The following is a 17,555-nucleotide window of genomic DNA, read 5'->3' as shown; positions in this document are numbered from 1 at the left end:
TATTTGGTGGCGCAATGATTATTTCTGGAACTACTCTAGGAGCAGGAATGTTTTCTATTCCTGTAGTAACTGCAGGTGTTTGGTTTACTGGTTCTATTGTATTATTACTTTATACTTGGGTCTGCATGTATATATCTGGTTTAATGATTTTAGAGGTAAATATTAATTATCCAATAGGAGCTAGTTTTCATACTATGGTAGATGATTTACTGGGCAAGAAATGGAATTTATTAAATAATATTTCTATTACATTCGTACTTTATATACTGACTTATGCTTATATTATTTCTGCAGGTCAGTCAATGATAACTCATACTTTAGAATCTTATTTAAATATTAAACAAGCTACTGTAAGCTTAACTTGTGCTGTAATAGTTGCTTATATTATTTGGAGATTAACACACATAGTTGATCTTTTAAACACTATTCTTATTAGTGGTATGATTATTACATTTTTATTATCTACTGTTGATATGTTTATTAACGTAAATACATTAATACTATTTAATACAAATGATACTCAAGCACAATATTTACCGTATACATTAGTTGCACTACCATATTTGTTAACATCATTTGGTTATCATAGTAATATTCCTGGTCTAGTAAGATACTATAATAAAAATGCTCAATTAGTGGCACTTAGTTTGCTTATTGGTACTTTGATTGCATTAATAATTTATATCTTTTGGCAATATGTAATACAAGGAAATATTAGTCGTACAACATTTCAACAAATTATAGCTGAGGGTGGAAATATTGGTAGTTTATTAAAGCAAGTCAATAAAGTTTCTCATAACATTATTATAACTAAACTATTAAAAGCTTTTTCTTACATGGCTTTAACAAGCTCTTTTCTTGGTGTTTCATTGGGATTATTTGATTTTATTTCTGACTATTTTAAATTAAATAATACAGACAATGGGCGTAAAAAAGCAATCTTAATTACCTTTTTACCGCCGACATTAGGTGCTATAATATTTCCAAATAGTTTTTTATATGCTATTGGATTTGCAGGGTTAGCTGCCACTATATGGACTGTTATTGTGCCAGCAATGATGGTACGTGCTAGTCGTAAACGGTTTTCTACGACTATTTATAAAGTGCCAGGTGGATCTATAATGATTTTATTTATTATTTTTTTCGGTTTAATTAATATTATTACTTATATTTTATCATTATTTAATGTATTACCAATTTATAAATAACTTATAAAACTATAGTAATTCATCTAAGTATAATTTTTTATATTTAAAATATATAAATAATAATATATACATTTTTATATATCTTATATAATAATAATCACTTATTAGCTAATTATTAGTTAATACTGAATAATATCTTTACAATCATAAACAATTATAATTATATTAAAGTAATAAATTATAAATTTAAAATTATAAAAAATATATTAATTATTATTTATTTTAATATTACATTATAGGTAATACAAACATTAATTATATAATTTATTAAAGTTATTATTTAATATATTAAATAATAATTATCTTTTAAACGATATAGTATTTATATGATATAAGTAATTAATATTTAATTGTTTGTTTCATTTTAGGTAAATATATAATTTATTTATCTTTTATTATATTTACATAAATATAATATAAGTTATATACTACTTTTATGATTTTATGTTATATATTAATAATAAAAAATAATATAAAACCAATATATTATATTTAATATCTAAAATATAAATAACTATTCTATCTGTCATCAAAAAATATTGTAAATATTAATAATATAATATTATAACTTAAATAATTACTATTATATTACTAATGGTGAGGATTTATCTTTATATAAAAAATATAGTAAGTAATTGTAATTATGAAATATTATAAATATACTTTATAAAATAAGATTATAACAACATGAAAATTAATTACTATGTGCTTGATATAGTATATATTTAAAATATGTATATTATATAATAATTTTCTTCTATAAAAAATAATAAAATATATAATATTTTTAAAATTTTATTAGTTAACAAGTAATTTTAATAAAATTAATAAGTATATAAAATAATTTTTATTAAATATTATTACTTAAGAGATATACTTATAAAGTATATTAAATTTTTATCTTATTATATATGATGCTTAAGATTATGTATCAATTTAATAACATTACAATTTTTTATAAAATAGAATAATTTTTAAAAATACATTAATTATTATTTAATTTAGAATAGTGTATATATGATTTTATCAAAATATAGATATTTATTAATTAATAATCCATATTATTTACTTATGATATTCTAATATTTTATTAGTTATTAGGATATACTTAATAAATATTTATTTATTTTATATAAAGGAGATAATATATTTTATGTTAGTATTACATAATACCATATCAAATAAAATTCTTAAAAAACGTATGTTGTCTGCGAATGAATTACGCACTACAGTTTCATTTTATAAGTATTGTTATATTGATGATCAACAAAAATTGCGCGACAAATTATATGCAACTTTTTATCAATTAAGAGTTTTCGGGCGTATTTATATTGCTCATGAAGGTATAAACGCACAAATTTCAGTACCGACTATCTTTTACAAGAAAATGAAAACAACATTATATCAATCTTGTCCACAATTTAATAATTTACGAATGAATGTTGCAATAGATGACAATGGGAAGTCATTTTGGGTATTACGTATTAAAATACGTGACCGTATTGTAGCTGATGGTATTAATGACCCAAATTTTAATTTAGCTCATGTAGGACAATACTTACAAGCAAAAGAAGTAAATGTTATGCTCAATGATCCTAATGCTATATTTGTTGATATCCGTAATGACTACGAATATGAAATAGGACATTTTATGAATGCTATAACAATACCATCCAAAACATTTCGTGATCAACTACCAATGATGGTAGAAATGCTAAAAAATAAGAAAGATAAAAAAATTGTTATGTACTGTACCGGAGGAATACGTTGTGAAAAAGCCAGTGCATATATGTTATATAAAGGATTTAACAATGTTTACCACGTAGCAGGTGGCATTATCGAATATGTACGTAATGCCCGTACTCTTGGATTGCCTATATATTTTATTGGTAAAAATTTTGTTTTTGATGAACGTATGGGAGAACGTATTACTAACGAAATAATATCTTACTGCCATCAATGTGGTGTTTCATGTGATACACATGTTAACTGTCTAAACCATAAATGTCATTTATTATTTATTCAATGTTCTTCTTGTTCTAAGAAATACAATAAATATTGTAGTCTACAGTGCCTAAAAATAATGACAGAGAAAAATAAAATATGTTAGATATAAAAAATAAAAAAATACTTTTTTATAAAGTATATTATATAATTTATATAGATATTGATATATAGAGATTATTATAAAACAATTTTTTATTGTAAGAATAATCTCCTAGAGATATTTATATATGAAGCTATCAGTTAATGTATAGAATAAAAAATGAGTATTTATCAATATCGTATTCAATAAATAAATTTTAGAACATAAATATTATTTAAAATTAATAGTTCATAAAATAGAGTCTTAAGGTATATTACCGTCTTCTTGCTGGTACTTCTATCGTTTTTATAACTAATCTTCAGGTTTAGCATGATAACTAATTATATTTTTATAACCGGTGGGGTGGTATCCTCCCTAGGTAAAGGTATTGCAACAGCATCTCTAGCAGCTATTCTAGAGGCTCGTAGTCTAAATGTTAGTATAATGAAATTAGATCCTTATATTAACGTTGATCCTGGTACTATCAGTCCCACACAACATGGAGAAGTTTTTGTTACTGAAGATGGGGCAGAAACTGATATGGACTTAGGTCATTACGAGCGTTTTATCCGAACAAAAATGTCACATCGCAATAATTTTACTACTGGTCGAATATATTCTGATGTATTACGTAAAGAACGCCGCGGTGATTATCTCGGAGCTACCGTTCAAGTTGTTCCTCATATTACCAATGCAATTAAGAAACGTATCCTTGCAGGTGGTAAAGGTTATGATGTATTTTTAGTAGAAATTGGTGGTACTGTTGGTGATATAGAATCATTACCATTCCTAGAAGCTATTCGCCAAATGGCAATAGAATTAGGTCACGAACATACAATGTATATACATTTAACTTTAGTACCGTATATTGCTGTTACTGGAGAAATGAAAACTAAACCTACACAACACTCTGTAAAAGAACTTTTATCTATTGGTATTCAACCAGACGTACTTATTTGTCGTTCAGATCTTACAGTTTCTGCACATGAACGTGAAAAAATAGCATTATTTTGTAATGTTCCTAAAAAAGCAGTCATTTCCCTTAAAGATGTTAATTCTATTTATAAGATACCAATTTTATTAAAATCTCAAGGTTTAGATACTTATATTTGTAGTAAATTTAGCTTAAAATGTCCAGAAGCAAATTTATCAGAATGGCAACAGGTTATTTATGAAGAAGAAAACCTCCAAGGTGAGGTGACTATTGTTATAGTAGGTAAATACATAGAATTACCTGATGCTTATAAATCTATAATAGAAGCTTTAAAACACGGCGGTCTTAAAAATTGTGTAACTGTAAATATTCAAATGATTAATTCTGAAGATATTGAATCTAAAGGAGTATCTTTATTAAAAAATCTTGATGCTATCCTTATACCAGGAGGTTTTGGTTACCGTGGTATAGCTGGCAAAATTGCAACTGTGCGCTATGCTCGTGAAAATAATATTCCGTATTTAGGCATTTGTTTAGGTATGCAAGTTGCTTTAATAGAATTTGCACGTAATGTAGCAGGTATGCCTGATGCAAACTCTACTGAGTTTGTACCTAATTGTAAATATCCAGTTATTGCATTAATTTCAGAATGGTGCAATACAAACAATAATATAAAAATACGTACAGTAAAAAAAGATTTAGGTGGAACAATGCGTCTAGGTAAACAACAATGTATTCTTATTAAAGGTAGTTTAGTTCATAAGGTATACGGTTCAACAATAATATTTGAACGTCATCGTCATCGATATGAAGCAAATAACATATTTTTAAAACAAATTCAAAAAGCTGGTTTACGTATAACTGGTCGATCTGTTGATAATAAACTTGTAGAAATCATTGAACTACCAAATCATCCTTGGTTTATTGCATCTCAGTTTCACCCAGAATTTACTTCTACACCACGTGATGGACATCCTTTATTTACTAGTTTTATTAAAGCAGCTAGTGAATACCAAAAACGTCAACAAAATAAATAAAATTTATATTAGTGTTAAAATTAAGTAATATGTTATTTTTTATAATTTTCATTAATATTTTATCCAGGAGAAAATAATGTCTAAAATTATTAAAGTCATTGGTCGTGAAATAATAGATTCACGTGGCAATCCTACTATAGAGGCTGAAGTACATCTAGAAGGTGGTTTTTTAGGTATGGCTGCCGTGCCATCTGGTGCATCAACCGGTTCTCGTGAAGCCTTAGAATTACGTGATTACGATATGTCTCGTTTTATGGGAAAAGGTGTTTTAAAAGCTGTATCTGCTGTGAATGGTCCTATATCTAAAGCGCTTATAGGTAAAAATGCTAAAGATCAATCTAATATAGATTGGATTATGATTGAGCTTGATGGTACAGAAAATAAATCTAATTTTGGTGCTAATGCAATTTTAGCAGTTTCTCTAGCTACTTCTAAAGCTGCAGCTGCTGCTAAAGGATTACCACTATATGCACATATTGCTGAATTAAATGGTACTCCAGGAAAATATTCTATGCCTTTGCCTATGATGAATATTATTAACGGTGGTATGCATGCTAATAACAATGTAGATATACAAGAATTTATGATTCAACCTATTAGTGCCAACAATTTTAAAGAAGCTATTCGTATAGGTTCTGAAATTTTTCATAGTTTAGCTACAGTCTTAAAATCTAAAAACATGAACACTACCGTTGGTGATGAAGGAGGCTATGCGCCAAATTTAAATTCCAATATAGAAGCTTTAACTATTATATCTGAAGCAGTTAAAGCAGCGGGTTACGAAATGGGTAAGGATATTACTCTTGCTATAGATTGTGCTGCTTCTGAATTTTATAAAAATGGTAAATATATTTTAGCTGGTGAAAATAACAAATCTTTCACATCTCAAGAATTTACGCATTTTTTGAAAAACATAACTACACAATATCCTATTGTTTCTATTGAGGATGGTTTAGATGAATCTGATTGGACTGGATTTCAGTATCAAACTAAAATTTTAGGAAATAATATTCAATTAGTCGGTGATGATTTATTTGTAACTAATAGTAAAATTCTAAAAGAAGGAATTAAACAAGGTATTGCTAACTCAATACTTATTAAACTTAATCAAATTGGTTCTCTAACTGAAACTTTAACTACTATAAAAATAGCTAAAAATGCTGGTTATACTACTATTATCTCGCATCGTTCAGGTGAGACTGAAGATGTTACCATAGCTGATTTAGCAGTTGGCATTAATGCAGGACAAATAAAAACTGGTTCTATGAGTAGATCTGATCGTGTTGCTAAATATAATCAACTGATTCGTATAGAGGAAACTTTAGCATTACAAGGCATTATAGCTCCATTTTACGGTATTAAAGCAGTTAAAAATCAGTAAATACATATAAATTGATAAAGATATTTATATATTATAATATTGTTTAAAATTATTAATAGAATGATTGTATTTATTTTGTACTATTTATTAGTATATTAATCATATTAAGCAATATTTGATATATTTTAATTAATATTAATAATTTTTTTAAAAAATTATTAAATTTATTATTGTATTTTCTTGAAAAAATAATTCTATTAAAGTTTAATATTAGTTAAATGCAGGAATACAAAACATTTACTATGCTTATATTAAAAAATAACATAGAAATACATTAAACAGGTAATACATAATATACAACTGCTAACAAAGAAAATAATTGTTGAAATAATAATCTGCTTTTTTGTATGAAAATAATTTTTTTCTTAAATATTATACTTTTACTAAATAATTACTATTAATTAAGTTTATAAATTAGTAATAACTGATAATCAATAACTAAAAAGCAGAATATTTATTCTTTATCATATCATAATAAATATTATAACAATAATATTCTGCTTATTTTAAATATTTAATAAATCATTTTATATTATAAAAATATTTACTCCAAAAAAATATTTTTATAAAAAAATACTAGTTAATGAATTGATAATTGATAACATTCAGTATATATCTATTAAGATATCTATTAAGATATGTATTATTTTAAAATAAAATATTTTTATTTAATTATATATTAAATAATAATTTTTTAAAAGAAGTCATTTTTAAATTTTATTTAAGAATATTTTTCTATGTACTACTAAAAAATTATTATAAATCTTAAATTTTATAATAATTTATAAAATAGTATTACTATTTATTTTGATTAAAAATAATATACTATATTTATTAAATACTGAATATTTTATAATATAAATTATATCTAATGTACTAGATTAAATATTAATATTTCTAATATCTAATAGATAGATTAAATCAATATATCTTATTTATAATGCTATAAAAATAGGAGATATATTATTAATAATCATTAATATTAATTATTATAAGAAACTTAAATCTTTTATTAGTTCTTTTTAGAAAATTAATAACAAATATGATTGGGATATAAAATATTTTTATACAAAATATGTATATATTTTTTTATTAATATAATTTATAATCATTAGTACTGATAGCATATTGTATTAATAATTATTCTTTATGCAGAGTAAAAGAACATTATTATTACTTAAATAATAAATATTTTTACTTAGTAAAATATATTTATTTGTAATACTTACTCAATAATTAGTACTTTGAAACATGTATACTAAAAATGTATAATTTTATAATAAAATAATTAGATAGCATTATAACTGAAAACATATAAAAAATAAAATTTATTACAAGAAGATAATAAATATTATAACGTTTGTATTTTAAAATTCATTATTGATGATATATTGAAGTAGTTATTACATATAATTACATACATAATGTTTATCAATGAATACTAACTAATAATATTACTATTTTTATTAATATTATATTTTGATAGAAATCATTATTATATGTAATAATTTTTATTAACTTAGCATCTATAAAATTATTTATTATAAAATAATATAACACATATGATGTTATATGCATAATTTGTTAATGATTGTATATTCTAAGAATAAATTTCTTAAATACGTATTTCCTATCTCGATTTTTTAATAAAACACAAAATATTACCTTCGTATCTATAATTTTAATTATAGATAGTTATAAAGGTACGTAAATATAATGGTATATGCATTAGAACTATCAAATATCACAAAAACTTATGTTGGTTGTGTAAAAGCATTGCAAGGAATTAATTTAATAGTACAAGCAGGAGATTTTTATGCTTTATTAGGATCTAATGGTGCGGGTAAATCAACTATCATTGGTATTATTAGCTCGTTAATAAAGAAATCTTCTGGTACAGTGAAAATATTTGGTTATGATATAGAACGTGATAGTATACAAGCTAAAAGACAAATTGGTTTAGTTCCACAGGAATTTAATTTTAATCAATTTGAAACTGTCATACAAATTGTAGTACATCAGGCATGTTATTATGGTTTAACATATCCAACAGCATTATTACGTGCTCAGCAATACCTAAAAAAACTTCATCTTTGGAATAAACGTTATGAGATTGCACGTATGCTATCCGGCGGTATGAAACGTCGTTTAATGATTGCTCGTGCGTTAATGCATGAGCCAAAACTCTTAATTTTAGATGAACCAACAGCAGGTATTGATATTGAATTACGACGTTCTATGTGGGAATTATTTAAACAACTTAATAAATGTGGTACTACTATTATTCTTACTACTCACTATTTGGAGGAAGCAGAAACACTTTGCCGTAATATAGGAATCATTCAAAACGGGCAGTTAATTGAAAATACTTCAATCAAACAATTGCTATCTCAGTTAAAATCAGAAACTTTTATTCTAGATTTAGCATCTCAAGATCCATTACCAAAATTAGAGGGTTATCAAAACACTCTTCATAGTGCAACATTAGAAGTTAAAGTGCAACAACATCAAACGCTCAATGATATTTTTAGTCAACTAAGTGCACAAGGAGTAAAAGTATTAAGCATGCGTAATAAAACTAATCGTTTAGAAGAGCTATTTATTACCTTAATACACAATAATAATAAAAAAATACTTATTAATTCGGGGAAAAAGTATGACTAAATTGCATTGGATTGCATTAAAAAGTATTTGGAGTAAAGAAATTTACCGCTTTACTAGAATTTGGATCCAAACACTAATGCCACCAGTTATTACTATAACCCTATATTTTATTATTTTTGGTAACCTTATTGGCCCTAGAATAGGTAAAATGCATGGTTTTAATTATGTACAATTTATTACACCTGGATTAATTATGATGTCAGTAATGATTAATTCTTATTTAAATGTTGCTTCATCGTTTTTTAGCGCTAAGTTTCAACGCAATATTGAAGAATTACTTATTGCGCCATTAACAACACATATTATTATTATTGGCTTTGTTGGAGGCGGTACTATAAGAGGTATATGCGTAGGTACTCTGGTAACGCTAGTATCATTATTTTTTGTTCCGTTTCATATACATAGCTGGATTATTATAATAACAACTTTGTTATGTACAGCTATTTTATTTTCATTAGGAGGCTTACTGAATGCAGTTTTTGCCAAAACTTTTGATGATATTAGTTTAATACCGACTTTTATATTAACGCCATTAATTTATTTAGGAGGAGTATTTTATACATTAACGCTCTTACCTTCTTTTTGGCAAAAAATATCAAAATTAAATCCTATTATTTATATTATTAGTGGATTTCGTTTTGGATTTCTAGGTATGCATGATGTTTCATTATTTTTTAGTTTTATGATATTACTAACTTTTATTATGATCTTTTACTTAATAATTTGGTATTTAATGGAGATAGGAACTAATTTAAAAATTTAATTATTAATCTAATTATTTAAGTATATTAGTATTTATTTATCTAAAATATTTAATAAAATTAAAATGATTTTATAAAGAAAACTATAATTAAATTTATTAACTAAATATTTATATTTAAAATATTAATATACTGATATTTAATTAATACATAGAATATATAAATAAAATATTTTAATCAATTAAAATTAATATTTCATGTACATAATAGATATTATATGTATCATAATTAAAATATAATGTTTTATGAATATTTTTATTAAACACTTACAAAATATACATATATTTTTATAGCTGTATTATTCAATACACATATAAAAATATTAATATTTATAATAATGTACTTTCTATTAATGTAGAACAATATTAATAACGCAAATACAATAGTAATATATTTAGTAATAAAAAATAAATATAAAATTTTTAAAATTATGTTATTTATTAAATTTAATCTTTTAAGATATATTATATTAATTCATTATATGTGATAATTTTATAAATTTATTAAAATCATAAGTAGTGTATTTAATTAATTACTAATATTAATAAATAATCAATAATAAATTTATTATGATTTTATTTCAAATTATAAGGCATTATTAAAGACATTGATTATAATCATTAATGATATTTATTAAGTAATCAATGATCAATAATAAACAATACTAATATTATATTTTGAAGTACTTGACTATTTTATATTATAATATATATAAATAAAATTTATTTTAATTAGATTAATTATATGTAAATGCATTATTATCGGTAATAAATATCATTATTTATTATAATAATATATTTTTAAAAAATTAATAAATATAATTTATTGTTCTGAATAGATAATATGGAAATAATTTTATCACAATACAATATATTAAAAATTAGAATATAAGTAGCAAAATATCATATATTTACGTACATTGATACAATTTATGTATTACTAATAATATCATTATTATAATTTTTTTAAAAAAATTAGCTTATTATACTAATGAATAATACATATGATTAAATCATAATACAAATCTTAATAAGATTAATATACTAAAATATATACAAATAATAATTTTCTTCAAACATCATAAATAACATTCCTTATTAAAAAAATTATTTAATAAAAATGCATAAAATATCTTCAATTAAAAATTGAAATATATTATTTAATAATAATCAATATTATTTATAAAATAAAGATATGCTTAAGATTAATGATTTATATATTATATATATACTAAATTAATAGATTAGAAATTTTTTTAAAATTGAGTTATTTAATTATTATTAAATACAAAATATGTATAAAAAACAATAAGTTATTAAAAATATAATGATATAATAATTAGTACTATGATATTGCTATATTTTGTAATTAATATACTATTATTATTACAAATAAACTAGTATTTTTTATTTATGTAGTAAATAACATTGCTATATAAGCATAAATTATAAATTACTATAGTAATAGTATAATCTACTTAAAACGTATTTTTTATAAAAAAATAACCTTTTACATAAATAATCTAAAAATAATAATGGTAATCTGATTAATTGTTATATAAATATTTGATATATAAAATATATAATCAATTCATATAATATAAAAATATTACTGTTGTAAAGTAATTATCATATAATGTATTTGTAAAATCTTGTTTGTTTATTAAAATAATTGATTATTGATATGAATAAAATATATTTATATATTATATAATAATTTTTTTAAAATATAATCTTTTTATTATAATTTAATAACTATTATGATAATTTTATATTACATATAGTAATACTACTTATATTATCTAAATAATATTTATAATCAGTAATTGAAAGTAATCATTAACTTCAAGATAACATAGTATACTTTTAAAGTATATATTATTAATAATGTATCTATTAGTTAGTAATATAATAATTTTTTAATAAACTATCAATTAATCAATTATAAAGAACATTGCTTATTATATCATATTTTATTAATCGTATTAATATATATGAATTACTTTACATGACTATGAAGTCATTCAATATACATTATTCACTTATTTATCCTGTATAATATTCACAAACTAATTGATAATTTAATTATGCAATTATAGTATCAATTAGTTGGTTTATTTTATTTGTTTAAACATTAGTATAATCAAGTAACTTTTTTATTATACTAAATAATTATTATAATAATACTTAATATTAAATAATATTTATATATTACTGCATAATAGGTTCTATAATATTATAAATATGATTACTGAAGGTATATTTTATTATTAATAATTTTTATATCAATAAGAAATAATTAATAATTATAAAATAATCAAGAATTAACTATAATTTTAATAATATATAAAAATACAATATTTAATATATAGATATAGATATATCTATTTTAAAAATATCTAAAAAATAACATTCAAATTGTATTTTATCTGTTAAATTTATCATTATCAATATAATAAATATTTAATAATTATATGTATACCAGTAATTAAATTGATTTTTTACAAAAAATAAAATTATTAATTATAATTTCATAAGGTATATTTTCACTTTTAATGATACCAGATACTAAAATAGTAAGACATACTATTTTACTTTGGAAGAACGAGTTGCTTGGCGACGTTCATTTTCAGATAGGTAGCGTTTACGAAGACGAACTGATAATGGTGTTACTTCTACTAGTTCATCATCATCAATGAATTCTAAAGCTTGCTCTAATGATAATGTAACTGCAGGAATTAAAGTGGTTGCCTCATCAGTACCAGAAGCACGCATATTAGTCAATTTTTTACCAGTTAAACAATTAACTGTAAGATCATTAGAACGTTTATGAATACCAATTATTTGACCTTCATATACTGCGGCACCATGACTTAAAAATAATTTACCACGATCTTGTAAACTAAATAAAGCAAAAGCAACTGCTTTACCTTGACCGTTAGAAATCAATACACCATTTTGACGTTGACCTATATTACCTGGACGTAAATCACTATAATGACTAAAAGTAGAATATAGCAATCCTGTGCCAGAAGTCATAGTCATAAATTCAATACGAAAACCAATTAATCCACGTGCAGGAATAATATAATCTAAACGTACTCGACCCTTACCATCTGGGAGCATATTATTAATAGTTCCTCTACGCTTACTAATAGCTTTCATAATAGAACCTTGATGTTGTTCTTCAATATCTAAAGTAACATTTTCAAATGGTTCTTGTATTCGTCCATCAATTTTACGATTAATTACTTTAGGACGTGAAACAGCTAACTCAAAACCTTCACGTCGCATATTCTCGATCAATACAGACAAGTGAAGTTCACCACGTCCTGAAACACAGAATACATCTGCATCTTCAGTTTCTTCTACTTGTAGAGCAATATTATGAACTAATTCTCTCTTTAAGCGATCTAAAATTTGACGAGAGGTGACATATTTACCTTCTTTACCACAAAAAGGAGAAGTATTAACACAGAAAAACATATTAACAGTAGGTTTATCAACATTTAATGCAGGCAAAGATTCAACATAATCAACTGCACAAATAGAATCTGAAATATTAAGATTATCAAGACCAGTAATAGCAATAATATTACCTGCTTGAGCTATATCAGCTTCAATACGTTCCAAACCCATATGCGTAAGTACTTTGTTTATTTTCCCTGGACGAGTATTGCCTAAGCTATCAATAATAGTAACCTGTTGATTAGGTTTGATTGTACCGCGTTTAATACGTCCAATACCTATAATACCTAAATAATTATTATAGTCTAACTGAGATATCTGCATTTGAAGTGGTGCATCTATTTCAACTTGTGGGGGAGATACATGCTCAATAATTGCTTGATATAGCGGAGTCATATCATTAGCCATATTATTATAATTTAAACCTGCAATACCATGTAATGCAGAAGTGTAAATTACTGGAAAATCTAATTGTTTATCAGTTGCATTTAGATTGATAAATAAATCAAATACTTGATCTACAACCCAATCAGGCCTAGCTCCCTCACGATCAATTTTATTAATTACTACAATTGGGTTAAGATGGTACAAAAATGCTTTTTGTGTGACAAAACGAGTTTGTGGCATAGGTCCATCTATTGCATCTACTACTAAAAGAACTGAATCAACCATAGACATAACACGTTCTACTTCACCACCAAAATCAGCATGTCCTGGAGTATCTACTATATTAATGCAATAACTTTTCCAATTAATAGCAGTATTTTTTGCAAGAATAGTAATCCCACGTTCTTTTTCCAAATAATGTGAGTCCATAATACGTTCTGTAGCTTCTGCATGTATACTGAGTGTACCTGATTGTTGTAATAACTTATCAACAAGAGTAGTTTTTCCATGGTCAACATGCGCAATAATAGCGATGTTACGCAATTTTTTAATCATAGTTTTTCCTCAATATTATTAATATGTTATATTATTATACAAACAATGTAAGATATATAAAATATTTATAAAACTTTTTATAAAGATATAATAAAAATTATTATATTAAATTGTATTTAATCTTCATCAGAGATGTAAAATCAATTATTTTAATAAATCATACATATAAAATATTCATTATACTACTAATATTAATATTAAATAATTTTGCATAAACATTGCACTAATATTAAAGACATTACAATACATTACTATAGATGAATAAAGAATATCATTTATAAAATATTTCTATAATAATTTAGAACAATATATTAAAATAAATATTTCTATATATTTATATATCTGTAATTTATTAATACTAATTATAATTAGTATTAATAAAGTTAATACTATATTTTAAATTAAGTAAGATTTTAATTAATATTAAAAATAAATAATATATATTGAGTATAATATCTGATGTAACATCAATATAATATTAAATTATTACATAATACAATAACCATTATTATATGTTATAATATTTTAGAGTAAAATACGGTATAGATATACTAGTTTAATAATTACAGTAATACTTTAAAAAATTAGTTTTATTATAAATAGATCTTTCATTTTTATTAGATAAGATAAAATATGTAATAATATATAATAATTTGATATACATTAAAGAATAAAATTTTAAAAATTTAATTAATTAATCAAAATACAATATATTATTATTTTAGTTTTTGTAAGATAATTATATATTAATATCTATCAATATAAGAATCATATTCTATATAATAAATATTATATTCATCTTAAGAAAATTTGTTGTTCTCTAAAAATTATTATTCATAATATGAATATATATAATATCAAATAGTTATTAATTAAAATATGTTAAAGATTTAATAAATTTTTTAAATAGTAATTATTTTGATGATTTATAATTAAACTAAAATAATAAATATTAAATATAATATATAATAAATTAATAAAGAACTTGTGCTGTTTGTAACCAATCACTTTTAAAAGGACGTTTCATATTTTCTACTGCATCAATAAAGTCATGATGCACAAGTTTTTCATTTTGTATGCCAACACAACGACCACCATAGCCTAGTAATAATAATTCAATAGAATATGCACCCATACGAGATGCTAAAATGCGATCATAGGCTACTGGAGCTCCACCACGTTGTATATGACCTAGAACAGTTGCACGAGTTTCACGATGAGTTTCCTGTTCAATACATTTTGCTAATTCATCAATATTACAAATATGCTCAGTAATCACTACAATAGCATGTTTTTTACCTTTAATGATACCAGCTTTAATTTCGTTTACTAAATTATCACGTTTAAATGCTACTTCTGGTAGTACGATAAATTCGCAGCCCCCTGCAATAGCAGCAGCTAAAGTTAAGTCTCCACAATGACGACCCATAACTTCAACAATAGAAATACGTTGATGAGAAGTAGAAGTATCTCTTAAACGATCTATTGCTTCAACAACAGTTTCAAGAGCAGTAAAATAACCTATAGTATAATCAGTACCAGCAACATCATTATCAATTGTACCAGGTAATCCAATACAAGGAATACCCATTCCAGTAATAAGTTTTGCACCCATATATGACCCATCACCGCCTATAACTATTAATGCGTCTAATGCAAATTTATGCATATTTTTAAGAGCTTTTTTACATACTGTATGATTACGAAACTCTGGGAACCGTGCAGAACCTAAAAAAGTGCCACCACGATTAATCATGTCAGAAACACTTGAACGATGCAATTGCTTTATGCGTCCTTCATATAATCCAAGATATCCTTCCTCAATACCATATACTTTTAAATCTTTTGCTAATGCGGCACGAACAACACCACGAATTGCAGCATTCATACCTGGAGCATCACCACCACTTGTTAATACACCTATTTTTTTTATCATTACTATCTCTCAACTGTATAATTGATATTCTATATATTTTATATTGTAATTATTATAAGTAATAATTAATTTACTTACTTTTAATTATATTATTTTTAATAAAAATGTTTCTGTATTGAAACTAATATTTTCTATTTTTTATTACATTAAGTTAAATATCTAAACATATGTACTGTAGTATGTTATTAAATAGACATTATTTGATATATATAAATAGTATCTGTGTAAAGTATAAATTCCATGTATAATAAATAATAATTTATAAGATGATATCTAATGTGATTTAATCGAAATACTTTTAAGTATAGATTACTATGTAATTTATTTAAAAATATATTTAAAATAATTAATTTTATCATCATTAGTACAAAATTAATTATCTTATATATTTTTTAAAATTATTATTTTATTTAAGTAAATTAATTGATTAATTTTAATTGACATTAATCAATTAATTTAGATAATTTTATATTTACCTTAGTTACCAGCTATCTAGCTTTTTTAGTTTTTTAAAAAATATTTCAATATGCTAACATAATTATCGTTATTAATATAATATAAAGATATTTTAAATATTTTTATAAATTTTACATTATCATATTTAATATAAAATAAATATTATAATATTTTTAAATAAATATTATAAGCATTAATAATGTTATAGGTTATTCCGTGTGTATTGTATATAATTTATTTTTATAAAACCTTATTATAGGATTTTTCTTATTTTCTATAATGAATAATTTAACAAATTACTAATAATAAATATTAAATATATTTTATATACAATATATTTATAAATACATAAAAGTAATTTAGAATAAAAAGATATATATTTTTTACATAATATAATTTTATTAATTAATATTAAGAGCTAATAATAATACTTTTATTATTAAAATATGCAAAATAGTGTTAATAATAATTATGTTAAATTTTTACGATCAATTTAAATAAAGATTATTTATTGTTGATTAAATGATATATAGTATATATAAACAATAATCAATATATTATTTATTTTAATGAATATTTTAATATTTATCTTAATACAAAGATTGACTATACTCAATAAAATTAAAGTATAATAAAGATTATTTATTATCATTAAATTAATGTATTTAATATAATTTAGCAGA

8 protein-coding genes are annotated in these 17,555 nt (G+C 22.8%); 6 read left to right on the top strand and 2 right to left on the bottom strand.

All coding sequences use genetic code 11. The annotated features are described in order from the left end of the window. Nucleotides 1–14: 14 nt before the first annotated feature. The 6 genes from GII40_RS00540 to GII40_RS00515 all read left to right on the top strand — a co-directional run bounded on the left by GII40_RS00540 (nt 15) and on the right by GII40_RS00515 (nt 10,073). Nucleotides 15–1,208 (top strand): aromatic amino acid transporter, encoded by a 1,194-nt coding sequence (locus GII40_RS00540; protein WP_239022574.1) that lies wholly within the window; start codon nt 15–17, stop codon nt 1,206–1,208. A 1,153-nt stretch (nt 1,209–2,361) separates the two neighbouring features. Further along, the gene (gene trhO / locus GII40_RS00535; RefSeq protein ID WP_226813460.1) at nt 2,362–3,318 is read left to right on the top strand and encodes an oxygen-dependent tRNA uridine(34) hydroxylase TrhO; all 957 of its coding nucleotides are present in this window, start codon (nt 2,362–2,364) and stop codon (nt 3,316–3,318) included. Nucleotides 3,319–3,624: 306 nt separating this feature from the next. Further along, complete coding sequence (locus tag GII40_RS00530) at nt 3,625–5,265, top strand: CTP synthase (protein ID WP_226813459.1); 1,641 nt, start codon at nt 3,625–3,627, stop codon at nt 5,263–5,265. A gap of 76 nt (nt 5,266–5,341) precedes the next feature. After that, complete coding sequence (gene eno, locus GII40_RS00525) at nt 5,342–6,646, top strand: phosphopyruvate hydratase (RefSeq protein WP_226813458.1); 1,305 nt, start codon at nt 5,342–5,344, stop codon at nt 6,644–6,646. A gap of 1,716 nt (nt 6,647–8,362) precedes the next feature. Further along, complete coding sequence (locus GII40_RS00520) at nt 8,363–9,310, top strand: ABC transporter ATP-binding protein (RefSeq protein WP_226813457.1); 948 nt, start codon at nt 8,363–8,365, stop codon at nt 9,308–9,310. Then, a complete protein-coding gene (locus GII40_RS00515) occupies nt 9,303–10,073 on the top strand; it encodes an ABC transporter permease (RefSeq protein WP_226813456.1) in 771 nt (256 codons plus the stop codon). Before GII40_RS00520 ends, GII40_RS00515 begins: the two co-directional genes overlap by 8 nt. A gap of 2,583 nt (nt 10,074–12,656) precedes the next feature. Here the strand turns inward: GII40_RS00515 and typA are convergent. Continuing rightward, nucleotides 12,657–14,480 (bottom strand): translational GTPase TypA, encoded by a 1,824-nt coding sequence (gene typA / locus GII40_RS00510; RefSeq protein ID WP_226813455.1) that lies wholly within the window; start codon nt 14,478–14,480, stop codon nt 12,657–12,659. Between the two features lie 973 nt (nt 14,481–15,453). Further along, the gene (gene pfkA, locus GII40_RS00505) at nt 15,454–16,416 is read right to left on the bottom strand and encodes a 6-phosphofructokinase (RefSeq protein ID WP_226813454.1); all 963 of its coding nucleotides are present in this window, start codon (nt 16,414–16,416) and stop codon (nt 15,454–15,456) included. Between the last annotated feature and the right edge of the window lie 1,139 nt (nt 16,417–17,555).

Origin of the sequence: Candidatus Profftia lariciata, assembly GCF_020541265.1 — a bacterium.
Lineage (GTDB): Bacteria > Pseudomonadota > Gammaproteobacteria > Enterobacterales > Enterobacteriaceae > Profftia > Profftia lariciata.
Note: the sequence above shows the minus strand (reverse complement) of the source record. Positions and strands in the feature narration are given on the sequence as shown.